Here is a 24,361-nt window from a genome sequence, read left to right on the forward strand (position 1 = left end):
CGCCGGCGGCGGAGCCCTCGGGGCCGCGGTCGTGGCGGAAAGTCTCCTCCGAGCGCCCCGGCGGCCGTACTGGCGGATGACACAAAGAAGTCGGCGGCCTGACGAGGGGTCATCCCCACCGTTCGAACAGTGGACGGTGCCACGGCGCGCGTGGTTCGTGCCGGACCTCACGGGCCCGCGGGCTACCGCTCCCGGTGCGTCATCGCCGCGCGGATGGTCCGGGCGCGGTCGGCGAGCTCCGCCAGGTCGGCCGGGCCGGAGCCGCCGCGCCGGTCGGCGACGGCGCCGACGGTGGTCCCGCTCTGGTCGGCCCAGGCGCAGGCCGCCACCAGCCCGGCCCCGCCGTCCGCGCACTTGAGGTAGCCGCCGAGCGGCCCCGGCGGGAGGACGGTGTACCGGGCGGCGGCGGAGGGGTCGTGGCCGGGGTTCGGGCCGTAGGCGGGGTCCATGCCGCCCAGCAGCCGCTCCAGCTCGTCGACGGGGCTGCCGAAGGAGCCGGTGGCGCCGGCCACGGTGAAGTCCGCGCGGTCGCTGCCGGGCAGCCGGTAGCCGGTGACGAAGTGCCGGTGGTAGCGGATCGTCCCGGGCACGTCGGGGAACACCTCCCGGTCCAGTTCCGCGTACCGCCCGGTGTCGTCGGCCGCCCGGGCCAGCTCGCCGATGCTCTCGGGCGGGTCGAGCCGGAAGCTCTTCGGCTCGTCGTGCCCGGGCACGGCCAGCGCCGCGACGACCAGGACGGCGCCCACGGCGGCGCCCGCCCTGATCCAGGTCGCCCGCCGTACCCGCCTCCACCGGGGCGGCACCGGCGCGGGCGGCTCGGACCAGCGGGCCCTGACCCGGTCGGCCGCGGTCTCGCCGGCGGTCCCGGGGCCGGCGCCGGGGGCGGATTGCTCGGTGGTTCCCGCCTCGGCGGCTGCCGGGGGGAGGCCGGGGCTGGTGTTCGACATGAGGCGACCATGGCCGCCCGGTCCGCGATCGGTCAAATGCGGACCGGTGCGTCGCCGCGGGTCATCGGCCGTCGGCGAGGCCGGGCCGGGTGCTCGGCGGGAAGCGTCCGCCGGTCCCGCCGGTCCCGCCAGTCATGCCCGGCGGCTCCGCCGTCCTCGCCGTCCGGAGGGGGTGACCGCGGGCCGGGCCCGGGGGAGGATGGGCGGATGGTGACGATCGAGACCCCCCGACTGCTGCTGCGCCGCTGGCACGAGCTCGACGTCGCGCCGATGGCCGCGGTGAACGGCGACCCCGAGGTGATGCGCTGGATCGGCGACGGGGCGGTGCGCAGCGAGGACCTGACCCGGCGGAACATCGCGGCGTTCGAGCACGAGTGGGAGGCCGAGGGCTTCGGGCTGTTCGCCGTGGAGCTGCGCGCCACCGGTGAGCTGGCCGGCTTCACCGGCTTCGCCGTGCCGCGCTTCCTGCCCGAGGTGCTGCCCGCGGTGGAGATCGGCTGGCGCCTCGGCCGGTCGTTCTGGGGCCGCGGCCTCGCCACCGAGGCGGCGACGGCGGCGCTGCGCTTCGGGTTCGCGGAGCGCGGGCTGGACCGGGTGGTCAGCATCGCCCAGATCGGCAACACCGCCTCCGAGCGCGTCATGGCCAAGCTCGGCCTGCACCCGGAGCGGGAGACCGTCACGCCCGGCACCGGCCGTGCCGTCCGCGTCCACGAGTTGACCCGCGACGAGTACCTGGGCCGGCTGCGCTGAGGCCGGGCGGGCGGGAGCCGGGCGGCCCCGGCCGCCGACGGCCGGGACGGCCCGGGGCCCCGGCCGTCCGGGAGATGCAAGATCATCGAACCGGGGGTTCCCGGCCCGCCCGGGCCCGGGCCCTGCGAGACTGGGGCCAGCAGAGTCCGTCACGGAGAGAGGTCAGCATCCGCATGCCCAGCAGCGCCGTCGTCGACAACCCGTGGTTCCGCCGGTTCAGCCCGTCCGACTCCGCGCCCGCCCGGATCGTGATCTTCCCGCACGCCGGTGGCTCCGCGAGCTACTACATGGAGCACGCCAACGCGCTGGCCCCCCACGCGGACGTGCTCACCGTGCAGTACCCCGGCCGCCAGAACCGCTACGCCGAACCCGCGATCGACTCGGTGCCGGAACTCGCCGAGCAGGTCTACCGGGAGCTCCGCGCGTGGACGGACCGGCCGCTGACCTTCTTCGGGCACAGCATGGGCGCGGCCGTCGCCTTCGAGACCGCGCGCTGCTTCGCCCGCGACGGCCTCCAGGGCCCCGAGCGGCTGTTCGTGTCGGCCGGCCGCGCGCCCTCGCTGCCCCGCGAGACCACCGTCCACCAGCTGCCGGACGACGAGCTGCTCGCCACCATCGTCGGCCTCGGCGGGACGGACGAGCGGATCCTGGAGATCCCGGCCCTGCGCGAGCTGATCCTCCCGGCGCTGCGGGCCGACTACACCGCCATCGAGACCTACCGCTGCGCCCCGGACGCGACGGTGTCGCAGCCGATCACCGCCCTGGTGGGGGAGACCGACGAGAACGCCACGGTCGACCAGGCCGCGCCGTGGCGCGGCCACACCACCGGGGCCTTCGACCTGCGGGTCCTGCCCGGCGGGCACTTCTACGTGGCCGAGCAGACCGCGGCCGTCGTCGAGCTGCTCACCGCGCACCTGCGCGGCTGAGCGGGCCGGGACGGCCGGGGGCCCGTCCGGCGGATCCTCCCGGCCGCACGGCGCCGGACGGGCCCGAGGCCCCGGTGACGGAGCGCAGCGGCTGGGCTACTGTCGCTGATTGACGGGTCGTCAACGGACTTGTCGGCACCACCCCACCCGCAGTCGTCACCGGGAGGCCGCCCATGCGCCGGATCGCCGTCGTCGGAGCGGGCCAGGCCGGCCTGCAGCTAGCGCTGGGCCTGGTGGCCGCCGGCTACGAGGTGACACTCGTCGCCGAGCGCACGCCGGAACAGGTGCGCGGCGGGCGGGTGCTGTCCACCCAGGCGATGTTCGGCCCGGCGCTGCGGATCGAGGCGGCGGCCGGGCTGGACCTGTGGGCGGCCGAGGCGCCGTCCGTCCACGCCGTCCGCGGCGCGCTGACGGTGCCGCCCGGCGTGCAGGCGCTGGAGTTCACCATGACGCTCGACGAGCCCGCCCAGTCGGTGGACCAGCGGATCAAGCTGGCGGGCTGGCTGGAGCTGCTGGCCGGGCGCGGCGGGCGGATCGAGTACCGCTCGCTGGACCGGGACGGGCTGACCGAGCTCGCCCGCCGCCACGAGCTCACGGTGGTCGCCGCCGGACGCGGCGAACTCGCGGGGCTGTTCGAACGCGACGCCGCCCGCTCGCCGTTCGACCGTCCGCAGCGGGCACTGTCCTGCCTGTACGTGCACGGAGTCGGCTCGCCCGACCCGGCCACCGAACCCCGGGCCCGGATGCACGCGCTGCCCGGCCTCGGCGAGCTCTACCTGCAGCCGGCCCTGACCCACTCCGGCCCCTGCTCGATCCTGCTCTGGGAGGCGCTGCCCGGCGGCCCGCTGGACGTCTTCGGCGACGCCCCGGCCCCCGCCGTCCAACTCGCCCGGATCCGCACGCTGATGCGCGCGCACCTGCCGTGGGAGGCGGAGCTGTGGCGGGAGGCCGAGCCGACCGACGCCGGGGCCGGACTGTCCGGCGCGGTGACCCCGGTGGTCCGGCGGCCGGTCGCCGAACTGGGCGCCGGGGTGGGCGCCGTCCACGTGCTCGGGATCGGCGACGCGGTGGTGGTGAACGACCCGATCGCCGGACAGGGCGCCAACAGCGCGGCCCGGGCGGCGCAGGCCTACCTGCAGGCGATCGTCGAGCACGGCGCGGCGCCGTTCACCGCGGACTGGATGTGCCGCACCGCCGAGCGCTTCTGGCGCCGGCACGCCCGGCACACGGTCGCGTTCACCGCGGCGATGCTCACCGTGCCGGACCACGTCCAGGCCGTGTTCGCGGCCGCCGCCGAACACGACGCGGTCGCCCGCCGGCTGGCCAACACCTACGCGGAACCGAGCGACCACGCCGCCTGGCTGGCCTCGCCCGACCTGACCGCCGCCTACCTCTCCGAGGTGCGCGCGGACGAGACGGACGGGCTGCGCCGCTAGGGCGTGTCTTTCGGTCACCCGGTCCCGGGGGCGTGCCCGGGCTCGTTCGGAAAAGGGCGCCGCCGGTTCGGTCGTGTCCCTCGACGAGCCGGGCCGCACGCGCTTGGATGTCCGTCGCACCCGACTCCGGAGGTGGGCGATGCCAGGCGGCGACAGCGGCACCGACAGCGGCACCGGCGACCGGCCGGTGATCGAACTGCGGTCGCTCACCAAGCACTACGGCGCCACGGTCGGCGTCGACCGGCTGGACGTGGCCGTCACCGCCGGCGAGGTGTTCGGCCTGCTCGGCCCGAACGGCGCCGGGAAGACCACCACCCTGCGCTGCCTGGTCGGCCTGCTCAGCCCCAGCGCCGGACAGGTCCGGGTGCTCGGCCTGGACCCGGTCGCCGACCACCGCACGCTCGCCCCCTCGATCGGCTACCTGCCGGGCGAGCTGCGGCTCTACCCCGAGCTCACCGGGCAGCAGACCCTGGACCTGCTCGCCGCCCTCCAGGGCGCCCCGGTGCCCCGCCAACGCGAACTCTGCGAGCGGCTCAGGCTCTCCCCGGCGGACCTGGCACGGCCGGTGGGGGAGTACTCGCGCGGCATGAAGCAGAAGCTCGGGCTCGTCCAGTCGCTCCAGCACCGGCCCGCCGTCGTGGTGCTGGACGAACCGACGGAGGGCCTCGACCCGCTCGTCCAGGAGACCTTCTTCGACCTGCTCGCCGAGGAGACCGCGGCCGGTCGCACCGTCCTGCTCTCCAGCCACGTGCTGCCCGAGGTGCAGCGGGCCTGCGGGCGGGTCGCCATCGTCCGCCGGGGCCGGCTGGTCACGGTGCGCTCGGTGGCCGAACTGCGCCAGGCCAGGGCCCGCCGGGTCCGGCTGGTCTTCACCGACGGGCTCGGCGCCCGGCCGCTCGGCGCCGCCGAGAGCTGGTCGCCGCGCTGGGACGGCGAACGGGTCGAACTGCTGGTACCGCCGGACGAGGTGGTCGCCGCCGTCCGCGGGCTGCTGGCCGCGCTGCCGGTCGCGGACCTGACGGTCGAGGAGGCCGGGCTGGACGAGGCCTTCCTCGACCTCTACCGGGCGTCGGCCGCCGAGGAGGCCGGCGCCCCGGCCGGCACCGACACCCCGGCCGACGCCGACACCCCGGCCGGCACCGACCCGGAGGAGCGCCGATGAGCCCCGCGACCGTCAGCCGCCGCCTGCCCCTGGTGTGGCTCGCCCTGCACCGGCGGCGGCGCATGCTGCTCAGCCTGCTGCTGGGCGTGGTCGTCTTCGAGGCGCTGATCGTGCTCATCGCCGGCACCGTCCCGCCCACCGACCTGTTCGGCGCGGGCCGCACCCCGCCCGGTGCGTTCAAGGCCTTCAGCGGCTCCAACGGCGCCGTCTCCATCGCCAGTTACCCCGGTCTGCTCGGGGCCGGGCTCACCCACCCGTTCTGGATCGCGATGCAGCTGACCGTGATCGGCTCGCTCGGCGCCGCCGCCGTTGCGGCCGACGTCGAGTCGGGAACCGTCGAACTCCTGATGACCCGCCCGGTCTCCCGCCGCCGGCTGCTCGCGGAACGGGCCGGCGCCCTGGTCGCCGCCTCCGTCCTGCTCAACGCCGCCGCCACCCTGACCGTCGCGCTCGGGGTGGCGTTCTCCCCGGACCTGCGCGCGGCCGTGCCGGAGGGCGGCGTGTTCGCCGCCGGACTGCTGGGCTGCGCGCTCGCCTTCTGCCTGACCGGGCCGGTGCTCGCGGTGTCCGCGCTGAGCCGGCGACGGGCTCACGTCGTCGGCGCCGCCGTCGCCTTCGGCGCGGTCGGCTTCGCCCTCAACTTCGTCGCCCTGGCGTGGTCCCCGGCCGCCCCGCTGCGCTACCTCAGCCCGTTCCACTACTACACCCCGGGCGACGCCCTGGCCCACGGCAACGTCCCCTGGCTCTCCCTGGCCGTCCTCACCGGCGTCGGCCTGCTCGGCCTGCTGGCCGCCTTCCGCATCCTGGAGCACCGGGACCTCGCGATCTAGGGATACCGCAGGACCGGCCGGCCCCGGGGTCCGTCACAGCGCCCGGACGGCCTCGCCCAGGTCGGGGCCGTAGGAGGACCAGCAGACGAGCGAGCCGTCCCCGTCGAGCTCGCCCATGAACCACTCGCCGGCGGCGCGGGCCAGGCAGAGGCCGTGGAAGGAGAGGATGACGTCGGGCGCGAGGACCTCGTAGTCGGCTGCGCCGTGCTCCTCGAGGACGACGAGCCGTTCGAGCGGGAGCAGCTCCGCTGCCGCGTCGCCCGACGCGGAACGGACCCGCTCGATCGTCCAGCCGTGGGGGAGGTCGGTGTGCACGCCACCATGATGGCGCCGGCGGGCCGCTCCCGGCCACCCGTTTCGGGCCACCCGCTCGCCGCGGTGGCAGGCGCCGCTCCCGCTCCGGAGGCGCCGGGAGTCCGGGCGGTCACCGGCCGGGCGGCGGGCGAGGATTACTCCTCGAACCAGACGACCAGCCGGACGTTCCCGTCGCCGTGCACCCCGGCGAGGGCGCGCATGACGGTCCACACCGGCTGCCACGGGCCGTCGGCGGGCACGGCGTCGCGGCGCCTGGCGCGTTCGGCGCGGTAGACCGTGGCCCCGGTGTCCCACTCGGTGCCCTCGGCCCACAGTTCGCCGATGCGGCCGGGGTCGACGCGCAGGGTGTCGACACCGCTCGCCCGTGCGAACCCGCGGCTCCAGTCCGCCCGGTGCACCAGCTCCAGCGTGCCGTCCGCGAGCCGCCGGTACCGGGCGATGCGGGTCGCGCGCGGGACCGCCGGCTCGTCCCAGTCGACGGCGAGGACCTCGTTCCAGTCCAGCCAGCTGGCGCCGAACGCGACCTCGCCCCAGGACGCGTGCTCGGCCCGGACCCGCTCCGAGACGTCGGCGGGCAGGCCCCGGTCGGCGGCGACCGGGCGCCAGTGGCCGCCGAGGTCACGGACGCCGAAGAGGCAGGCGAAGGCGTCGTAGTCCTTGGGGACGCCGAGCATGGGCAGCTCGATGGCCGGGTACCACGCCGTCTCGCCGACGCCGAGCCCCGGGCCCCAGGTGCGGCACTCCACTGATCCCTGAACGGTCGTTCCCATGGCCCGATCATGCCCTGTTCCCACCGGCCCGCGCACGGGGTGATCGTTGGTCAGGTGCGGTCCGGCCCGGCGGCGGGGGCGCCAGCGGGTGCTCCTCGGGTGTGGTCGGCGTCCTGGTCGAGGCGGCGGGCGGCGGCGAGGAGGTGGTCGCGGACCACGGCGACGTGGGGGTTGGCGGAGCCGGTCGGGCGGCGGACCAGGTAGGCGGTGTTGATCGGCGGGTCGGTGGGGCGGTGGAGCACGCGCAGCGCGCCGGAGGCGAGTTCGGCCCGGCAGAGGTAGCTCGGCAGGACGCTCCAGCCGGCGCCGGCGGTGACGGCGGCGAGGACGGCGCGCAGGTCCGGGACGGTGACGGCGGCCCGGGTGTGCAGCCGGCGGTCGAAGACGTGCCGCCAGTAGCGGCGGGCGATCGGGAGGTCCTCGGCGTAGCTGAGCAGCGGGACCTCGGTGAGGACGGCGGGGAGGTCCCGGCCGGTGAGGCGGTCGGCCCAGACCGGGGCCGCGACGAGGACGAACTCCTCGTCGGCGAGCGGTTCCGCGAGCAGGGTGCGGCCGCGCGGGCGCCGGGTGGCGATCACCAGGTCGTGGCGTCCGGCGCGCAACTCCGTCAGGAGGGGGTCGGTGAGTCCGGTGGCCACCCGCAGCTGGACGCCGTCGGCGACCAGCGGGGCGAGGGCGCCGAGCAGGACGGTGCCGAGGAACTCGGCCGGTCCGGCGAGGTGGACCGGTTCCGGTGCGCCGCCGTCACGGGCGTCGGCGACGGCGGCCAGCTGGTCCAGTGGTGCCGAGAGCCGGGCCGCGAGGTCGTCGGCGTACGGCAGCGGGGTGACCCCGCGGGCGCGCCGCTCGAAGAGCTCGCGGTCGAGCCGCTGCTCCAGGGCCCGGATCTGCGCCGTCACCGTCGACTGGGAGAGGCCCAGGTGGTGGGCGGCCGCGGTGAGGGAGCCGGCGCGGTGCACCGCGAGGAAGGTCCGCAACTGGTTGAGGTCCGGCGGGCCCGAGCCCAGTGTCGGCCGATCGGTCATGACGGCGAGCCTACGGGATCCCGATGGCTCGGCGGGCCCGGGAAGCCATCGGAATCCCGATGGCGGGGATCGGCGTGCGCATTGGTCCCCGATGGCCGGCCGCGGCTAGCTTCGGCGGGGTGAGCGCCGCGGCGAGGCCGTCGCGGCGGAGACCGCAGACCCTGGAGGCAGGCACCATGGCCGAGATCCTGTTCGTCATGACCGGCGCGACCGTCTGGACGCTGAACGACGGCACCGAGCACCCGACCGGCTTCTGGGCGGAGGAGGCCGTCGTCCCGTACCGGGCGTTCACCGCGGCCGGGCACCGGGTGACCGTGGCCACCCCAGGCGGCGTCGTCCCGGTCGCCGACCCAGCCAGCCTGACCGATCCGGCGGTGGCCGGGGAGCTGGACGCGATCGCCGCGTTCCGCCAGCCGGTGAAGCTCGCGGAGGTCGACCGGGCCGACTACGACGCCGTGTTCTACCCGGGCGGCCACGGCCCGATGGAGGACCTGGCGGTCGACGCCGACTCGGGCCGGCTGCTGACCGGGGTGCTGGCCTCCGGGCGGCCGCTGGGCGTCGTCTGCCACGGTCCGGCCGCGCTGCTGGCCGCCCGTGCGGAGGACGGCTCCTCGCCGTTCGCCGGGTACCGGCTGACCGGTTTCACCAATGCCGAGGAGGTCCAGGCGGGGCTGGCCGACCGGGCGCCCTGGCTGCTCCAGGACCGGCTGGTCGAGCTCGGTGCGGACTTCCGGGAGGGGGCGCCGTGGGCCCCCCACGTCGTCGTCGACCGCAACCTGGTGACCGGTCAGAACCCGTCCTCCTCGGGCCCGGTGGCGGCCGCTCTGCTGGAGCTGCTGGGCTGACCGCCAAGGCTGCCCCAGCCCGGCGGTCAGCCGCCCGGCGGCCCACCGGCCCGTCCGGATCCGCCCCGTCCCGCCCCCAGAACATGAAAACGGCGCCGCGCCCCGTCCTCGGACGGGGCGCGGCGCCGTTCGGGTGGACTCCTTGCCCCCGTGGGCGGTTGACGGGGCGTGGGGAGCCGAACGTTCGGTCTGCACGCTGCGGGAACGTTCAACAAGCGAACGGCGGGTGGGGTCGAACGTCCCGTCAGGCGGGTTCCGAAAGGGCAGGTTCGCCTGTTCGAAAGGGCTGTCGTCGTTGCCCGTTCGGGTAGGAACCGGCTCGGATCCGGTGGGATTCGGGCGGTTCCGCTATTCGCGAGAGTGTCACGAGCGTCACCCTGTGTCCCGTCGGGGCCTGGTTGGTGTTAGAAACGACTTCTGAAACCCGCCGTGGAAGCCGCGCCCCGTTGTCAGGTGCATGGTGTGAATGAGCCGTGAAAGAGGTGTGCCGCTTCAGCGCTTGATGTCGCTCAACTGCCCGCTGACGTTGAGGAGTTCGTGGCACTGGGAAGCCTGCTTCCCGGACGCGGGAGTACCCGGCTGCTGGCAGACAACGCTTGCCGTCACGGTCTGGTCCTCGGGGACCTCGATGGGAGTCACCCAGTGATAGTCCTGGTTTCGGAACGTCTCCATGGCGATCGTCGTGATCGTCTGTTCGCCGAACTTGATGGTCAGCAGCCCCTGGTCGCCCTGGAAGTTGGCGGCGACCAGGTCCGTGATCCGGAAGACCTTGCCGTGCGGCACCTTGTAGCTGCCCACCGCGGATCCACCGCTGTTGGTCGTCAGGTCCACGGTGGCGGAGCTCTGCTGCTCGGTGCCGGGGACGGCCAGACCGGAACCGCCGCCCGCGCCACCACCGCCGCCGCCCGAACCGCCGCCGGGCTTGGCCTGGCCGCTCGGCGTCGCGCCGCCGCCGCCCGGAGCGGGAGGGGTGGGGACGGCGGGCGGTGCGGCCGGCGGCGGGGTGAAGGCCGCGGCCTTCTGCTCGACGGCCTCGGTCGCGGCCTGCTTCGCGGAACTGCGCACCGCCGGCCGCACCAGGGCCAGCCAGGCCAGCAGCAGGGCGATCAGGGCCGCGAGCAGCGCCAGCAGCCACTTCGGCAGGAGGGCGTGCTGGACGAACTCGCCCTCCAGCACGTTCCGCCGCTCGGCCGCGGGCACTCCGCCGGGCTTCTCGGCACCGTCCTCCTCGGCGACCGCGACCTCGAACGGCCAGCTGGTCGGCTTGCCGAACCAGATCAGCTTGCGGGCGCGCACCTTCAGGCGGACCTCGGCGGACTCGCCCGGCTCCAGCCGCAGCTTCTCGGGGGTGAAACCGAACCGCAGGTCCTCACCGGGCTGGGCGGGCGTGAACACCACCGGGACGGCGACGTTCCCGAGGTTGCGCACCGAGGTGCGGTAGCGCGCCCGGAGCCAGCCGCGCCGGCGCCGCGGCGCCAGCTCGGTGTGCAGCTCGTGGAAGGGCTCCACGGTGACGGTGGTCTCGGGGACGGTCACGAGTTCGGGGCGCTCGGCGGGCAGCACCCGCACCCCGAGCGGGAACTCGCCCGCCCGGACCTCGGGGGAGCGGGCCGGTGCGAGCCGGACGGTCACCGTCTCCGAGGTCCCCGGGAAGAGCGAGAGGCGGGCCGGCTCGACCGTCGCCCACGCGGCGCACGGCCCGACCACCTCCAACGAGTACGCCTCAACGATGTCCGTCTCGTTGCGTACCGTCAGTGTGGTCGTGGCCACGGCGCCGGGCGACACCGTCAGCGCAGGCAGGCCGAGTTCGGCGGATGCGGTCATGCCGCGACGGTAGGGCCGCGGACCGCCCCGGCGAGAGAGCCCCGCGGGCAAGCCGCGGGCACGCGCCTTGCCCGAGCGAACAGCCCGGCCCTGCCCGGCACCCCCGCCGCCCGCCCCGGCGGCACCCCCCAGACCCCGGCAGTACCGACGGCCGCCGCCACGACGCGGTGGCGCCCGGCCGTCCTCCCCCCACATCCAGTCGACATCGCAGTAGCAGAACGGAACCGGTGATGACACCGATCGAAACCACCGTCCACGAGACCGCAGTGGCGCCGAAGTACGCCCAGGTCCGGCCCCGCGGAGCCGCCGAGTCCGCCGCCGTGCGCGTCAAGCCGGGTCGGGTGCGGGTGGCGGTGTACGCGGAGGACATCATCCTGCACACCGGCGTCGTCCAGCAGTTGCGGCAACGGCCCGAGGTGGAGCTGCTGACGGAGGCCGAGGCGCCCGGCGCCCAGGTCTCGCTGATGGTCGTCGACGGGCTGAACGACGCCGTGGCCGACCGGCTGCGCAGGCTCCGGCTCAACACGTCGAGCCGGACCGGCCTGGTGGTGGGTCACTTCGAGGCCGGCGGCCTGCAGACCATCATCGAGTGCGGGGTCGGTGCCGTGCTGCGCCGCTCGGACGCCGACCAGGACCGCCTCGTCCACCTCATCACCGCCCTGGCCAACGGCGAGGGAGTCATGCCCGGTGACCTCCTCGGCAAACTGCTCGACCGGGTCGGCAGTCTCCAGCGCACCATGCTCGACCCGCGCGGCCTGACCCTGTCCACCCTCACCGCCCGCGAGGCGGAGATGCTGAAGCTGGTCGCGGACGGCTTCGACACCAGCGAGATAGCGGCGCACACCTCGTACTCCGAACGCACCGTCAAGAACGTGCTGCACGAGATCACCACCAGGCTGGGGCTGCGCAACCGGGCCCACGCCGTCGGGTACGCGATGCGCCACGGCCTGATCTGATCCGCCACGATCCGGATCGGAGCGGAGCATCCGAGCCGAGCCGGCCGGAAGCCGGCACCCGGCTCCGGGGCACCTGCCCCGGAGCCGGGCCGGATTGCCCTCACGGGCACCGCGCGCTACCCCCGGCTCGGGTGCCCCGGGCCTGTCGCCCGCGCGCCCGGGCCGGAGAGACTGCCGGGCGTACCGCCCTTCTCGGTCTGTGAGGTTGAGCGTGATCCGCGCCACCGGCACCCCCCGCCCCCTGCGGCGGTCGGCGCGAGCCGCCGCCGCGATGCTGTTGTCCCTGGCCGTGGCCGTGGTGACGCTCGGCACCGCGAACCCCGACGGCCCGGCCGGCGGCACGGCGCCGGTGGCCGCCGGCGACGACTCGGCCACCGGGCGGATCGTCTTCGCGGGCACCGGCCACCGCAGCCTGGCCCGGGTGACCGGCGCGGCGACCAGCGCCCCGCTGTTCGGGCCCGGCCCGCGCCACTTCGACACCGAACCCTCCGCGCGCGGCGACCGGATCGCCTTCACCAGCCTGCGCGACGGCACGCTGCCCCAGGTGTACGTCCGCGAGGGCTCCGGCGAGGTGCGCCGGCTGACCACCGGCATGGACACCGCCCACCCCGCGCTCACCCCGGACGGCAAGGCCGTGGTCTTCGACGCGCTCGGGCCCGGCGGACGCGACGGCAAGCCCCAGCGCGACATCTGGGTCGTCAACACCGACGGCTCCGGGCTGCGGCGGCTCGCCGAGACCACCTCCAACGAGACCCACCCGACCGTCTCGCCCGACGGCACCTGGGTCGCGTACACCTGCGACGCCGACCCGGAGCACCTGCAGATCTTCGTCATGCCGATGGCCGGCGGCGCGTCACGGCGGATCACCGGGGTGACCACCGGCAGTGCCGTCGAACCGGCCTGGAACCCGGTGGACGCCCCCACCCTGCGCGACCAGATCGTCTACACCTGGGACCAGGGCGGCCAGACCGGACCGCGCCTGCGGGTCATCTCGCCCACCGGCACCGACGACCGGGCGTTCTTCCCCGGCACCGGTTCCGACTGGCGCACCCGGTCGCCCGGCTGGCTGCCCGACGGCACGGGCGTGCTCTTCCTGAGCCCCGACCGGCCCAAGGACGGCCCGACCGCGTACGAGAACGTGTACCGCGCCCCGACCTGCTCCTGCACGCCGTCCGAGCTGGTGCTCGCCGAGGACCGCGCCGTCCGGACCCCGACCTGGCTGGGCGGCCCGAAGGACGGCGGGCCCGTCGTGGACCAGAACAGCGCCGGCGCCCCGAACCTGGCCGACCTGGAGGACATCCGCCCCGACGGCGCCGACCCGCGCGACCTCGGCGTCGGCGTGCTCCGGGAGGACCCGGCGGCCGACACCGAGACCGATCCCGCCGCCGACCCGCTGTTCAACCCCCACCCCGGCTTCGACCCGTGGTTCGAGCGGCAGAGCTACACCCCGGACGGCCGGAAGATCGTGGTCACCCGCTTCGAGGACACCCCCGCCGGCCGCGTCCAGCGCATCTGGCTCACCGGCGCCGACGGCTCCGACCCGAAGCCGCTGAACCTCGCCGGGCGCGGCCCCAAGGACTGGGACACCGACCCGGCGCTCTCCCCGGACGGCCGGCTGATCGCCTTCACCCGCACCTCCCCCGGCGGCGTCGGGCCGGCCTCCGGACCCGGCCGGATCCTGGTCGCCCAGGTGTCCACCGGCGCGGTCGTCGGCACCGTCGAACCGACCGGCGGCCAGCCGGCCGCCTCGCTGGCCCAGCCCACCTGGTCCCCGGACGGCAAGCTGATCGCCTACACCAGGACCGAGGTGGTCAACGGCAACGCCGGCAACAAGCACGTGTGGACCGTGCCCGCCGACGCCCTCGACCGGCCCACCGACCTCAGCCGCGCGGCCTGCCCGGGCGACTGCGCCGTCATCGACGACAGCCCGGCCTTCGCACCGGACGGCCGGCGGATCGCCTTCAACCGCAAGGGCGGCAACGGCGGGGCCGGCCAGGGCGGCGGAGTCCTCGTCACCTCGACGACCGGCGCCGACTGCACCGTGGTGCTGCCCGCCGGACTCGACCGCAACGCCTGCCGGCGCCCCCTGCCCGACCCCTCCGCCGGCGGCCCCTTCCAGCCCCGCGACGTCGCCTGGACGGCGAACGGCGCGCAGCTGGTGCTGACCTCCCGCCGGGCCCAGCCGGCCAACTCGCCGGAAGGGCTGTCGATCTACGACTTCGCGACGGGCCGGCTCACCCCGCTCAACGACCGGCTGCCCGGGCGGCAGAAGGAGCCGAGCGTCCAGCAGTCCGTCGACCTGGCGGTCACCGCGCCCGCCGGGACGCCGCCGGTGCCGTTCGGCGGACGCACCACCGTCGAGCTGACGGTGACCAACCGCGGGCCGGCGCCCTCGCCGGGCACCGTGCTCACGGTCTCCGTCCCGGCGGGCGTCCGGCTCGACGGACTGCGGACCACGGCCGGCAGCTGCACGGCCGGGGCGCTCCGCTGCGAGTTCGGCACGCTGGCCCCGGGCGCCGTCGTCCGGGTGACCGCCACCATCGTCGGCACCCAGGCCGGCGACCAGAAGATCGGCTGGTGGGCCACCGGCACGGTGGTCGACCCGAACCCGGGGGACAACGCGGCACAGACGGTCGTGCCCGTGCAGGCCGCGCCGCCGACCCCCTCGCCGACACCGACGACCCCGTCGCCGACACCCACCCCGACGCCCACCCCGACACCCGCCCCGACACCCGCCCCGACGCCCTCCACCACCACGCCGCAGCCCGCCCCGCCGGCTCCCGCCCCGCCGCCCGCCGAACCCCCGGCGCCGCCCGCGCCCAAGGCCGGACCGTCGGTCACCGTCGGCGCCCAGCCCAACCCCGGCTACGTCGGAGGCCGCGTCACCGTCACCTACACCGTGCGCAACACCGGCCAGGCCCCCGCCACCGGACTGCGCCTGCGGCTCGGACTGCCCGCCGTCGTCCCGGCCGCCGGACCGCTGCCGCCCGGCTGCACCGGCGACACCTGCGAGCTGGCCGACCTGCCCGCGGGCGGCACCGCCACCGTCCAGGTGGTGCTCGCCCCCGACGCGGCCGTGCAGACCGCCGTCACCGCCACGCTGACCACCACCGGCAGCGACGCCGCCCCCGGCGACCACGTGGCGAGCACCCCGCTGCGCATCCTCCAGCCGCGCATCACCGCCGTCCCGCCGATCGGCAAGCCAGGCTTCGTGACCTCCGTCCGCGGCCAGGACTTCCCGCCGGGCACGCCGGTGACGCTCACCTGGACGCCCGGCATCACCGCCGCCGCCGCGCCCACCCTGCCGCGCGCCGACGGCACCTTCGCGGGCCAGCTGCTCATCCTCCCGAAGGACGAGACCGGTCCGCGGACCATCACCGCCGCCGGCCCCGGGTTCTCCCCGGTCACCACCCCCTTCCTGGTCGTGACCGGCACCATCGGCCCGCCCGGGGAGGTGCAGCGCCGGTGATCCACGAAGTCGACGAGGCGCTGCGGCTGCTGCTCACCGAGAGCGGACTGCAGGACCGCGGGATCGAGCTGGTCTTCGACTCGCCCACCCGGGACTGGGCCGCCCGGCGCAACGCGCCCACCGTCAGCGTGTTCCTCTACGGCATCCGCGAGGACGTGGCCCGCCGGCAGAGCGGCACCACCGAGGAGTACGACGCCGACGGCATGGTCGTCGCCCGGCGCGGCGCACCCCGCTGGTACGAGCTCGCCTACCTGGTGACCGCCTGGACCAACCGGCCCCAGGACGAGCACCGGCTGCTCTCCGAAGTGCTCCGCTGCCTGACCGCGGCCGACGCGCTGCCCGCCCGGCTGCTCACCGGCACGCTCGCCGAACTCGGGCTCGTCGTCGGGCTGGAGACGGGCGGGGGCCGGGACGGCATGCCCTCGGTGTCCGACGTGTGGTCCGGCCTCGGCGGGGAGCTGAAGCCGTCCGTCGACCTCCGGGTGCTCGCCCCGCTGTCCGGCCCGCGCACCGCCGCCGGTCCGCCGGTCACCGAGGGACTCGTGGTGCGCGCCACCGACCGGACGGCGCAGGGGGCCCCGGACGGCGCGGACGCCGCCGCGGGCCCGGGCAGCGCGACCGCGCCCACCGGCCCGACCGACGGGCCCGACGCGACCGACGGATCGGGTGGCGCCACCGCCGACCCCGGCCGCCGGCTGCGCTACGAGGGCGGCACCGACCCGGGCCCCGACGGCTTCGCCGCTCCCCGCGAGCGCCGACTGCCGCCCGGCCGCCGCCGACGAGGCGGTGCCGCGCGGTGACCGTCGACCTCGAAGCGCCGGCCGCGAGCGCGACCGCGGCCGGCCCCGACCCCCTGTGGGAGCGCCTGCGCGGCGTCGAGGAGCGGGTCAGGGCCGCCGTCCGCGACCGCCGCGCCGTGGACCCGGACCCGGACGACCCGTACCGCGGCCAGTACCTCACCCCGGAGGGGGCCGAGCGGACCCTCGCGGCGCCCGCCGCCGACGGCCGGGCCGGCGCCGTACTCGGCGACCCGCCCCAGCCGCCGCCCGGCTCCCGGCTCGCCCGGTTCGCCGAGGCCTTCGGGCTGCTCCCCGTCGACCTCGAACTCCTGCTGGTGGCGCTCGCCCCCGACCTGGACACCCGCTTCGAGCGGCTGTACGGCTACCTCAACGACGACCTGACGCTGCGCCGGCCGACCATCGGGCTCGCGCTCGAACTGTGCGGCCTGCCCGGCGCCGGACCCGGCCGTTTCCGGTTCACCGCGCGCGCACCGCTGATCGCCGGAGGGCTCCTGGAGCTCACCGAGCCGGAACGCCCGCTGCTCTCCCGGGGGCTGCGCGTCCCCGACCGGGTGACGGCGCACCTGCTGGGCGTGGACGAACCCGACGCCGCGCTGGCCGGGCTGGTCCGGTTCGGCCGGCCCGGCGGCGGCCCGGCCGCCGAACCGTCCCGCCGGGTGCGCGCCGCCGCGGCGGACGGCACCGCCCCGGTGCACCTGCTCGACCGCGGCGGCAACGCCGGGCAGCTCGCCGTCGACGCCCTGGCCGCCCTCGGCCGCCCGGCCCTGGTCGTCGACACCGCCGTGCTCGCCGCCCGCCCCGCGGAGCCGACCGTACGGGCCCTGGCCAGGGAGGCCCGGCTGACCGGCGGCGGCGTGGTGCTCGGCCCGCTGGAACGGCTCGAACCCGAACGCCCGGAACGCGCCGCCCTGGTGCGGCTGCTCTGCGGGCACCTGGCCGGCGTCCCCCTGCTGGTGCACGGCACCCGGCCGTGGGACCCGGCCTGGGCCGGGGACAGCCCGGTCGTCGTCGCCGTCCCGCCGCTGGACCCGGAACAGCGCGCCGAGCGCTGGGCGCAGGCGCTGGCCGAGGCGGGCGGCCCGGCCGGGCCCGGGCCGGACGACGAGCTGACCGCTGCGGTAGCCGCGTACCAGCTGGACGGCGAACAGGTGGCCAGGGCCGCCGGGGTCGCCACCAGGACGGCCGCCGCCGAGGGCCGCGCCGTCACCGCCGACGACCTGCGGGCCGCCGTGCGGGGGCAGAACGGGGCCGGACTCGCCCGGCTGGCCCGCCGCGTCGAACCCGCGGTCGGCTGGGAGGACCTCGTGCTGCCCGAGCCCACCGAGCGGCAGCTGCGCGAGCTCGCCCTGCGGGCCCGGCACCGCGACCAGGTGCTCGGTCAGTGGCGGATGCGCCCCGGCGGCGGCCGCGGCCGCGGGGTGATCGCCCTGTTCGCGGGGGAGTCGGGCACCGGCAAGACGATGTCGGCCGAGGTGGTCGCCGCGGACCTGGGCATGGAGCTCTACGTGGTGGACCTGTCCACCGTCGTCGACAAGTACGTCGGCGAGACGGAGAAGAACCTGGAACGCATCTTCACCGAGGCCTCCCAGGTCAACGGCGTGCTGTTGTTCGACGAGGCGGACGCGATCTTCGGGAAGCGCTCGCAGGTCAAGGACGCCCACGACCGGCACGCCAACCTGGAGTCCGCGTACCTGCTGCAGCGGATGGAGTCCTTCGACGGGATCGCCGTGCTGACGACCAATCTGCGCGCCAACCTCGACGAGGCGTTCACCCGCCGGCTGGACGTCATCGCCGACTTCCCGGTGCCGGACGAGGAACAGCGGCACGCCCTGTGGGAACGCTGCCTGGGCCCGTGGATCCCGCGCGGTGAGGACCTCGACCTCGCCTACTGCGCACGGCACTTCGAGCTCGCCGGCGGGTCCATCCGGGCCTGCGCCGTCACCGCGGCCTACCTGGCCGCCGAGGCCGGCCGGCCGCTGGACATGGCGCAGCTGGTGACCGCGGTGGTACGGGAGTACCGCAAGCTCGGCCGCCTCGTCCTGGAGAGCGAGTTCGGGCCGTGGACGGGCGCGCTCGGGGGCACCGGGCGGGGCTGAGGCCCGCCGGGCGGCCGGCCGGTCGGGCTCCGGACCGGCCGGACGGACACCCCGCGCCGCCCGGCGCGGCCCGCCCGGGCGCCCCGGGGTGCCCGCCGGGGCAGTGACGTTGCCCCTGGTCCGGGACCTGCGGACATGTCCCCGGGGGCGGTCCGGCGGCGAGACTCGGTGGCGACTGATCGGCCACCAGAAGGAGCGAGCATGCCGTCGTACCTCACCCCGGGCGTGTACGTGGAGGAGGTCCAGTCCGGTGCCCGGCCGATCGAGGGAGTCGGCACGGCCGTCGCCGCCCTGGTCGGCTTCGCCGAGACCGGACCCTTCCACGAACCCACCCTGGTGACGAACTGGGACCAGTACGTCCAGCAGTTCGGTGGTTTCACCGAGGGCACCTACCTGCCCCACGCCGTCTACGGGTTCTTCGCCAACGGCGGCGGCGCCGTCTACGTCGTCCGGGTCGGACGGCCCGCCGACGGCGCGGCCACCGGCCGGCCCGCGCCCGTCCGCCAGGCGCCCGCGCCCACCCCGGTGGCCGGCTTCCTGTACTCGGTGCTGCCCGCCGCCGGCGGCGACGTCTCCGTCGAGATCGCCGACGCCGAGGGCGAGAACGTCCCCGACGACCGCTTCAAGCTGGTCGTCCGCAAGGGTGCCGAGGTGGCGGAGACCTTCGAGGTCTCCACCCGCAAGAGCACCAAGGGCTACGTCGTCACCCAGCTGCGCGAGTCGAAGCTCATCGCGGTCAGCGAGCAGCCCGGCACCGCGCCCAGCCGCCCGGAGCGCCAGACCCTGGCGCTCGCCGCGGCCCCCGCGACCGGCCCGATCGCGCCCGCCGGCACCCGCGTCGACCCGGCCGAGTACGTCGGGGACGCCTCGGCCCGCACCGGGTTCGCCGGGCTGGAGTCGATCGACGAGATCACCATGGTCGCCGTCCCCGACCTGATGAGCTCCTACCAGCGCGGCGAGATCGACGCGGAGGGCGTGCGGACCGTCCAGCTGGCGGTCATGTCGCACTGCGAGCAGATGGGCGACCGGATCGCCGTCCTCGACCCGCCGCCGGGCCTGAACGCCCAGCAGGTGCGCACCTGGCGCAACGACGAGGCGGGCTTCGACTCCCGCTACGCCACGCTGTACTACCCGTGGATCAAGGTGTTCGACCCGGCGACCGGGCGCAACGCGATGGTCCCCCCGAGCGGCCACGTCGCCGGGGTCTGGGCGCGCAGCGACGCCGAGCGCGGCGTCCACAAGGCGCCCGCCAACGAGGTCATCCGCGGCGCCGTCGACCTGGAGATCCGCCTCAGCAAGGGCGAGCAGGACCTGCTGAACCCGATCGGCGTCAACTGCGTGCGGGCGTTCCCCGGGCGCGGCATCCGGATCTGGGGCGCCCGCACCCTGTCCTCGGACCCGGCGTGGCGCTACCTCAACGTGCGGCGGCTCTTCAACTACCTGGAGGAGTCGATCCTCCTGGGCACCCAGTGGGTGGTCTTCGAGCCCAACGACGACCGGCTGTGGTCCAGCATCCGCCGCAACATCACCGCGTTCCTCACCGAGGAGTGGCGGCGCGGGGCGCTGTTCGGGCAGACCGCCGCGGAGGCCTTCTACGTGAAGTGCGACCGCGAGAACAACCCCCCGGAGTCCATCGACCTCGGCCAGGTGATCTGTGAGATCGGGGTCGCGCCGGTGAAGCCCGCCGAGTTCGTGGTGTTCCGGCTGTCGCAGTTCTCCGACAGCACGAGCCTCGTCAACGAGTGACCGGTCCGTCCGGCGGACCGGAGGGGCCCGGCACGGACGCCGGGCCCGTCCGGTCGCACCGGGCCGGCCCGCGCCGGTCCGGCTCCACGCAGGTCCAGTAGGTCCAGCACGTCCAGCAGGTCCAGCAGGTCCGCAACACACCGGAAGGTGACAGGAAGTCATGGCTGAAGGCGATCCGCTCTCCACACACATCTTCGGCGTCCAGCTCGGCGGCTACAACGTCGAGTCCGTCAAGGAGATCAGCAACCTCACCGTCGACCAGGACGTCGTCGAGTACAAGCAGGTGACCCAGCAGGGCAAGCTGATCGTCCGCAAGCAGCCGGGTGCCCGGCTGCCGGGGGAGGTGACGATCACCCGCGGTCTCGACAAGAGCGGGGCGTTCACCACCTGGATCAAGGAGACCCTCAACAACGGCGCGATCAACACCGCGCGCCAGAACCTCACCATCGAGGTCAAGGACACCACCGGCGCCACCCTGCGCCGCATCCAGCTGATGAACGCCTGGGCCAGCCGCTGGGAGGGCCCCACGCTCACCGCCGGCGAGTCGAGCGCCGCGACCGAGAAGGTGACCATCGTGTTCGAGGAGATCTCCGTCGAATGAGGAGACGGATCGGCCTCGACGAGCTCCTGGAGAAGGCCCCGGCGCCTGCGGCGGCCCCGGCCCCGCAGGCCGCCGCGCCGCAGCGCGGCCGGAGCCCGCAGGACCACGGGCTGCAGACGGAGTTCGAGTTCGAGCTCCCGCGCGGGTACGTCGACGACGAGGGCACCGTGCACCGCCACGGTGCCATGCGCCTGGCGACCGCGCGGGACGAGCTCATGCCCCAGATCGACCAGCGCGTCAAGGAGAACCCGGCGTACCTGAGCGTGGTGCTGCTGAGCCACGTGATCACCCGGCTCGGCACCGTCACCGACGTGCACGCCGGCGTGGTCGAGCGCATGTACGCCACCGACGTCGCGTTCCTCCAGGACTTCTACCAGCGGATCAACAGCGAGGGCCACACCCGCGCCGCGGTGACCTGCCCGCACTGCGAGGGCGGCTTCGAGGTCGACCTCGCTGGTGGGCGCCTGGGGGAATGGTGACGTACGCGACCGCCCGGCTGTACGAGGAGGTCGCGTACATCGCCTACCACTTCCACTGGGAGCGGGAGTCCGTTCTCGACCTGACCCACCACGAGCGCCGGGCGTGGGTGGCGGAGATCGCGCGGATCAACACCCGCGTTAACGAAGGCGGGTGAACGGCATGGGGTTCCGGGACAGGTTCGCGCGCCGGGCCGCCGGCACCGCGCCGGCCGAGGCACCGGCGCCCGCTCCGGCGGGCGCACCGGCCGTCGACGGCCCGGCGTCGGGCAACGCACCGGCTCCGGACGGCGGTTGGCGTGACGTCGGGCCACTGGCCCGCACCCTCGCGGAGCCGGCCACCGGGGTCAGCGACGGCCTGCGCTTCCGGGGCCGGCTCGCCTCCTGGCAGAACCCCTCGCTGTCCGGCACGCTCGGGCACGCGCTGCTCCCCGCCGCCCCGGCCGGCATCCTGCGGGCGGTCGCCCGGCCGTCCGTCCCGACGGCCTCCGCCGGGACGGACGGGCCTGCCCTGCCGTACGCGGCGCCGCCGCGGGCGCCCGGCTCGGACGGCGCCTACGCGCCGGAGGAGGTGCCCGGGCAGCTCGGTGCGGTCCGGCAGGTGCAGCGGGCCGTGCCTGCCCGACGCCGCCTGCCCGCGCGGGTCACCGCGGCGCAGACCCGGGCCGCCGCCCCGGCGCGGCCTGCCGACCGGGCGGCTGCTTCCGGCTCCGCCCCCGTGGCTTCGTCCGGTGGCGTGGCCTCGCCCGGCGGTGCGCCGTCGTCCGGTGGTGCGTCGTCGTCCGCCCCCGCGTCGTCGACTGCCGCCGTGCCGTCGTCCGCCGCCGTGCCGTCGTCCGGTGCGCAGGCCCGGACCGCGCCCGCCGGCCCGGTCGTGCTGCGCCGCGTGACGCGGCCGCTGACCGCGGCGACGCGCCCGCGCACCCTGCCGCTGCGCGCCGTCACCGTGCTCCCGCCGCCCGCGGCGGAACGGGTCGCCGCACCGACGGCCGGACCCGCCGCCGCGATGTCCGCGGACCCGGTGCCGACGAGTGGCTCCTCGGCCTCCGCACCGACCCCGGCCTCCGTACCCACCCCGGCCTCCGTACCCACCCCGGCCTCCGCACCGACCCCGAGCACGCCCGCCGGTCGGCCCGAGCCGACCGAGACCCGGCCCGCCGGCCCGGCGGCCACCGCCTCGACCGCGGGCCCCGGCGGCCCGGTGCAGCGCGCCGCCGCGCGCCGTCCCGTCCTGGGGGCGCCGCTGACCGCCCTGCCCGCGAGCGCCTCGCCGCAGCCCGCCACCGAGGGCGCGGCAGGCCCCGCGGCCGCGCCGATGCCGATCGTGGCCGCGCCCGCCCCGGCGGCCCCGGTGGCGGATCCGGCCGGTGGCGCCGCGCCGCCCACCTCCGCGCCCGCGCGCGCCGAGGCCGCCCCCGTGCAGCGCGCCGCCCGCAGCGGCGGCCCCGCCGCGGCGCCGTCCACGGTGAACCCCGGCGTGCGGCGCACCGACTCCTCGACCTCCGCCACCCCCGGCGCGTCCGCTGCCCGGGCCCGTGGCGGGCTGGGCGCACCGCTGGCCGGGCTCCCGCCGACGGCCGGCGTGCCCGGGCCCGGCGGCCGGCGCAGCCCGGCCCGGCGGTCCACGGCCCCGACGCCGGAGGGCGGCACCGCTGCCCCCGCGCCGCGCCGCACGGCGTCGCCTGCCGCTCCCGGATCCGGGAGCGGGGGCGCGGCCGCGGCCAGGCCTGCGGCCTCCGCAGGGAGCGGCGGGGCGGAGGCTTCCGGGTCCACGCGGTCGGAGCAGCACCGAGCGGCGACCGGCCCGGGCACTACCGCGGTGCAGCGCGCACTCGGCAGCGCCGGCCCCGGCCCTGGGCACGGCTCCGGGCAGCACGCCGCCCCGGACGCCCCCGGTACCGGCTCGGGTGCCGGTCCGGGTGTCGGTCGAGGCGCGCAGGGTGGCTCCGCGCCCTCGGGCGCCGTCGCCCGCCCCGCCCCGGGCACCCGGCCGGTCGTGACGGCCACGGGCGGCGGAGTGCCGCTCGTCGTGGCGCGGGCACCGATCGGCGGCGCGGCGGCGACCGCGCCCGGCCACCGGACGCGGGGCCTGCTCGGCGCGCGTGCCATGACCTCGACGCTCGCGGCGTCCGCGGCGGCAGCTCCCGTGTTCGGTGCCTCCGCGTCAGGCTCGGCCCCGGCGCCGGCCGCTCCGCCCGTGGTACGGGCCTCCTGGCGCCAGGAGCCGGCGGCACGCGCCGTCGAAGCGGGCGCGCCACCGGCCGGTGAGCCGGCCGGGCAACCGGCCGCCCCCGCGACCTGGCGCAGCCGGGCCGCGGCCGTCCTGCGTGCCCCCCGAACCGGTGGGGAGCGCGGCGAGTCTTCCGCCCGCCCGGCTTCGTCGGCCCGCGCGGCCGCTGACGGGCGAGCGCCCGTGCAGCGCTCCGGGTCCGACGGGGCCGGTCCGCTGCCGCGCGGCCGCTCGGCGGCGCAGGGCCGGTCCGACCGGGCGGGGAACCCGGGCGCCGGGCATCCCGGGGCGGGCTCGACGGCTTCGTCGGCCCCGTCCGGTCCGTCCGGTGGGCCCGGCACCACGACCTCGGGGACGGGACCGTCGCCGGTGCAGCGGTCAGCTGTCCCCGGCGGCCGGGCCGCCGCGCGGCGGGCCCGGTCCGGCGGCGCCGGTCCGACGGCCTCGCCCGCACGGGCCGCCGTGCCCGACGGCCGCCCCGGCGTTCCGGCGGACGGCCGGCTGCCGCTGCCGACGGGTGGATCCGACTCCGGTGCGCACCGGTCGCCGTCGCGTGCCGGTGGCACCGCGGAGGCGCGTGCCGGCACCGGTACGTCCACCGTGCCCGCGCCGACCGTGCCCGCGCCGACCGTGCCCGCGCCGACCGTGCCGGCGTCGACCGCGCCCGCGTCCGGGCGACTGCAGCGCAGGGTGAGCCCGACGCCGTCGGACGCGGCGGTCCGGTCCGGCGCGGCGCCCGCGGCGGCCGTCGCGGCGGTCGGTCGTGCCTGGTGGGGGCGGCGGAGGTCCGCTCCCGCCGCCGGAACGGACGGGACCGCGACGGACGTCCGGCGGGCCGTGCCCGGGGGCGGCGCGGCGGGCCCGTCCGCACCCGTGGCCGCGGGCTCCCCGACCGGCCTCGTCGGCCCGGCGGCCGACCGGGTCTCCGTTCCCCGGGCTGCCGCCCGGCCCGCCGGCGCGGCCGGGCACGGTGCGCCGGCCGCCGGGCCGCTGCCGAGCGTGCAGCGGTCCGCTTCGGGCGTTCCGGCCCCCTCGGGCCCGGGCGCGTCGCCCGCGCCCTCCGGGGGCGGCGCGTCGCCGTTCGTTCCACCGCCCGGGGGTGCCGGGGCCGTCGCCGGCTCCGCCGCAGCCTCCGTGGCTTCGTCCGCCTCATCCGC

20 protein-coding genes are annotated in these 24,361 nt (G+C 76.6%); 14 read left to right on the top strand and 6 right to left on the bottom strand.

Annotated elements, in window-relative coordinates; genetic code table 11:
- Positions 1-182: 182 nt before the first annotated feature.
- Positions 183-947: a hypothetical protein gene (locus ACFYUY_RS26425; protein ID WP_360222465.1), complete on the bottom strand. Its 765-nt coding sequence runs from the start codon at positions 945-947 to the stop codon at positions 183-185.
- Positions 948-1,154: 207 nt separating this feature from the next.
- Here ACFYUY_RS26425 and ACFYUY_RS26430 point away from each other — a divergent pair, with 207 nt between their 5' ends.
- From ACFYUY_RS26430 to ACFYUY_RS26450, 5 genes are all read left to right on the top strand, one after another.
- Positions 1,155-1,697, top strand: coding sequence for a GNAT family N-acetyltransferase (locus ACFYUY_RS26430; protein WP_360222468.1), 543 nt, complete (start codon positions 1,155-1,157; stop codon positions 1,695-1,697).
- A 173-nt stretch (positions 1,698-1,870) separates the two neighbouring features.
- Entirely contained in the window at positions 1,871-2,623 is a 753-nt protein-coding gene (locus ACFYUY_RS26435; RefSeq protein ID WP_360222471.1) for an alpha/beta fold hydrolase, read from the top strand.
- A gap of 173 nt (positions 2,624-2,796) precedes the next feature.
- Entirely contained in the window at positions 2,797-4,059 is a 1,263-nt protein-coding gene (locus ACFYUY_RS26440) for a styrene monooxygenase/indole monooxygenase family protein (RefSeq protein ID WP_387904259.1), read from the top strand.
- Between the two features lie 139 nt (positions 4,060-4,198).
- Positions 4,199-5,221, top strand: a complete 1,023-nt coding sequence (locus tag ACFYUY_RS26445) for an ABC transporter ATP-binding protein (RefSeq protein ID WP_387904261.1) — start codon at positions 4,199-4,201, stop codon at positions 5,219-5,221.
- Positions 5,218-6,051 (top strand): ABC transporter permease subunit, encoded by an 834-nt coding sequence (locus ACFYUY_RS26450; RefSeq protein WP_387904268.1) that lies wholly within the window; start codon positions 5,218-5,220, stop codon positions 6,049-6,051. Before ACFYUY_RS26445 ends, ACFYUY_RS26450 begins: the two co-directional genes overlap by 4 nt.
- A gap of 33 nt (positions 6,052-6,084) precedes the next feature.
- Here ACFYUY_RS26450 and ACFYUY_RS26455 read toward each other — a convergent pair whose 3' ends face one another.
- The 3 genes from ACFYUY_RS26455 to ACFYUY_RS26465 all read right to left on the bottom strand — a co-directional run bounded on the left by ACFYUY_RS26455 (position 6,085) and on the right by ACFYUY_RS26465 (position 8,161).
- Entirely contained in the window at positions 6,085-6,366 is a 282-nt protein-coding gene (locus tag ACFYUY_RS26455; protein WP_360222483.1) for a hypothetical protein, read from the bottom strand.
- A 134-nt stretch (positions 6,367-6,500) separates the two neighbouring features.
- Positions 6,501-7,136: a hypothetical protein gene (locus ACFYUY_RS26460; RefSeq protein WP_360222486.1), complete on the bottom strand. Its 636-nt coding sequence runs from the start codon at positions 7,134-7,136 to the stop codon at positions 6,501-6,503.
- 50 nt (positions 7,137-7,186) lie between these two features.
- Positions 7,187-8,161, bottom strand: a complete 975-nt coding sequence (locus ACFYUY_RS26465) for a LysR family transcriptional regulator (RefSeq protein WP_387904271.1) — start codon at positions 8,159-8,161, stop codon at positions 7,187-7,189.
- 176 nt (positions 8,162-8,337) lie between these two features.
- Between ACFYUY_RS26465 and ACFYUY_RS26470 the strand changes: the two genes are divergently transcribed.
- Positions 8,338-9,006 (top strand): type 1 glutamine amidotransferase domain-containing protein, encoded by a 669-nt coding sequence (locus ACFYUY_RS26470; protein ID WP_387904273.1) that lies wholly within the window; start codon positions 8,338-8,340, stop codon positions 9,004-9,006.
- Between the two features lie 492 nt (positions 9,007-9,498).
- Here ACFYUY_RS26470 and ACFYUY_RS26475 read toward each other — a convergent pair whose 3' ends face one another.
- Complete coding sequence (locus ACFYUY_RS26475; RefSeq protein ID WP_387904276.1) at positions 9,499-10,830, bottom strand: hydrolytic protein; 1,332 nt, start codon at positions 10,828-10,830, stop codon at positions 9,499-9,501.
- A gap of 230 nt (positions 10,831-11,060) precedes the next feature.
- On the opposite strand from ACFYUY_RS26475, the gene ACFYUY_RS26480 reads away from it, so the two are divergent.
- The 8 genes from ACFYUY_RS26480 (at position 11,061) to ACFYUY_RS26515 (ending at position 21,132) form a co-directional block, all read left to right on the top strand.
- A complete protein-coding gene (locus ACFYUY_RS26480; protein WP_360216668.1) occupies positions 11,061-11,786 on the top strand; it encodes a LuxR C-terminal-related transcriptional regulator in 726 nt (241 codons plus the stop codon).
- A gap of 271 nt (positions 11,787-12,057) precedes the next feature.
- Positions 12,058-15,255, top strand: coding sequence for a hypothetical protein (locus tag ACFYUY_RS26485; RefSeq protein ID WP_387904347.1), 3,198 nt, complete (start codon positions 12,058-12,060; stop codon positions 15,253-15,255).
- On the top strand, positions 15,252-16,055 hold the full coding sequence (locus tag ACFYUY_RS26490; protein WP_360216662.1) for a DUF4255 domain-containing protein: 804 nt from the start codon (positions 15,252-15,254) through the stop codon (positions 16,053-16,055). Before ACFYUY_RS26485 ends, ACFYUY_RS26490 begins: the two co-directional genes overlap by 4 nt.
- The gene (locus tag ACFYUY_RS26495; protein ID WP_360216659.1) at positions 16,052-18,151 is read left to right on the top strand and encodes an ATP-binding protein; all 2,100 of its coding nucleotides are present in this window, start codon (positions 16,052-16,054) and stop codon (positions 18,149-18,151) included. The genes ACFYUY_RS26490 and ACFYUY_RS26495 overlap by 4 nt, the downstream gene beginning before the upstream one ends.
- Positions 18,152-18,352: 201 nt before the next feature.
- Complete coding sequence (locus tag ACFYUY_RS26500; RefSeq protein ID WP_360216656.1) at positions 18,353-19,897, top strand: phage tail sheath family protein; 1,545 nt, start codon at positions 18,353-18,355, stop codon at positions 19,895-19,897.
- 160 nt (positions 19,898-20,057) lie between these two features.
- The gene (locus tag ACFYUY_RS26505) at positions 20,058-20,498 is read left to right on the top strand and encodes a phage tail protein (RefSeq protein ID WP_360216653.1); all 441 of its coding nucleotides are present in this window, start codon (positions 20,058-20,060) and stop codon (positions 20,496-20,498) included.
- A complete protein-coding gene (locus ACFYUY_RS26510) occupies positions 20,495-20,977 on the top strand; it encodes a hypothetical protein (RefSeq protein ID WP_360216650.1) in 483 nt (160 codons plus the stop codon). Before ACFYUY_RS26505 ends, ACFYUY_RS26510 begins: the two co-directional genes overlap by 4 nt.
- Entirely contained in the window at positions 20,974-21,132 is a 159-nt protein-coding gene (locus ACFYUY_RS26515) for a DUF6760 family protein (RefSeq protein WP_360216685.1), read from the top strand. The genes ACFYUY_RS26510 and ACFYUY_RS26515 overlap by 4 nt, the downstream gene beginning before the upstream one ends.
- Positions 21,133-21,529: 397 nt before the next feature.
- Here the strand turns inward: ACFYUY_RS26515 and ACFYUY_RS26520 are convergent, their stop codons facing one another.
- Complete coding sequence (locus ACFYUY_RS26520; RefSeq protein WP_387904281.1) at positions 21,530-22,483, bottom strand: hypothetical protein; 954 nt, start codon at positions 22,481-22,483, stop codon at positions 21,530-21,532.
- Between the last annotated feature and the right edge of the window lie 1,878 nt (positions 22,484-24,361).

The organism is Kitasatospora sp. NPDC004745 (genome assembly GCF_042873275.1).
In the GTDB taxonomy this organism is placed as follows: domain Bacteria; phylum Actinomycetota; class Actinomycetes; order Streptomycetales; family Streptomycetaceae; genus Kitasatospora.

Coding starts and splice junctions, on each gene's coding strand:
- ACFYUY_RS26425 (WP_360222465.1), bottom strand. CDS start 947: ATGTCGAACACCAGCCCCGGCCTCCCCCCGGCAGCCGCCGAGGCGGGA.
- ACFYUY_RS26430 (WP_360222468.1), top strand. CDS start 1,155: ATGGTGACGATCGAGACCCCCCGACTGCTGCTGCGCCGCTGGCACGAG.
- ACFYUY_RS26435 (WP_360222471.1), top strand. CDS start 1,871: ATGCCCAGCAGCGCCGTCGTCGACAACCCGTGGTTCCGCCGGTTCAGC.
- ACFYUY_RS26440 (WP_387904259.1), top strand. CDS start 2,797: ATGCGCCGGATCGCCGTCGTCGGAGCGGGCCAGGCCGGCCTGCAGCTA.
- ACFYUY_RS26445 (WP_387904261.1), top strand. CDS start 4,199: ATGCCAGGCGGCGACAGCGGCACCGACAGCGGCACCGGCGACCGGCCG.
- ACFYUY_RS26450 (WP_387904268.1), top strand. CDS start 5,218: ATGAGCCCCGCGACCGTCAGCCGCCGCCTGCCCCTGGTGTGGCTCGCC.
- ACFYUY_RS26460 (WP_360222486.1), bottom strand. CDS start 7,136: ATGGGAACGACCGTTCAGGGATCAGTGGAGTGCCGCACCTGGGGCCCG.
- ACFYUY_RS26465 (WP_387904271.1), bottom strand. CDS start 8,161: ATGACCGATCGGCCGACACTGGGCTCGGGCCCGCCGGACCTCAACCAG.
- ACFYUY_RS26470 (WP_387904273.1), top strand. CDS start 8,338: ATGGCCGAGATCCTGTTCGTCATGACCGGCGCGACCGTCTGGACGCTG.
- ACFYUY_RS26475 (WP_387904276.1), bottom strand. CDS start 10,830: ATGACCGCATCCGCCGAACTCGGCCTGCCTGCGCTGACGGTGTCGCCC.
- ACFYUY_RS26480 (WP_360216668.1), top strand. CDS start 11,061: ATGACACCGATCGAAACCACCGTCCACGAGACCGCAGTGGCGCCGAAG.
- ACFYUY_RS26485 (WP_387904347.1), top strand. CDS start 12,058: ATGCTGTTGTCCCTGGCCGTGGCCGTGGTGACGCTCGGCACCGCGAAC.
- ACFYUY_RS26500 (WP_360216656.1), top strand. CDS start 18,353: ATGCCGTCGTACCTCACCCCGGGCGTGTACGTGGAGGAGGTCCAGTCC.
- ACFYUY_RS26505 (WP_360216653.1), top strand. CDS start 20,058: ATGGCTGAAGGCGATCCGCTCTCCACACACATCTTCGGCGTCCAGCTC.
- ACFYUY_RS26510 (WP_360216650.1), top strand. CDS start 20,495: ATGAGGAGACGGATCGGCCTCGACGAGCTCCTGGAGAAGGCCCCGGCG.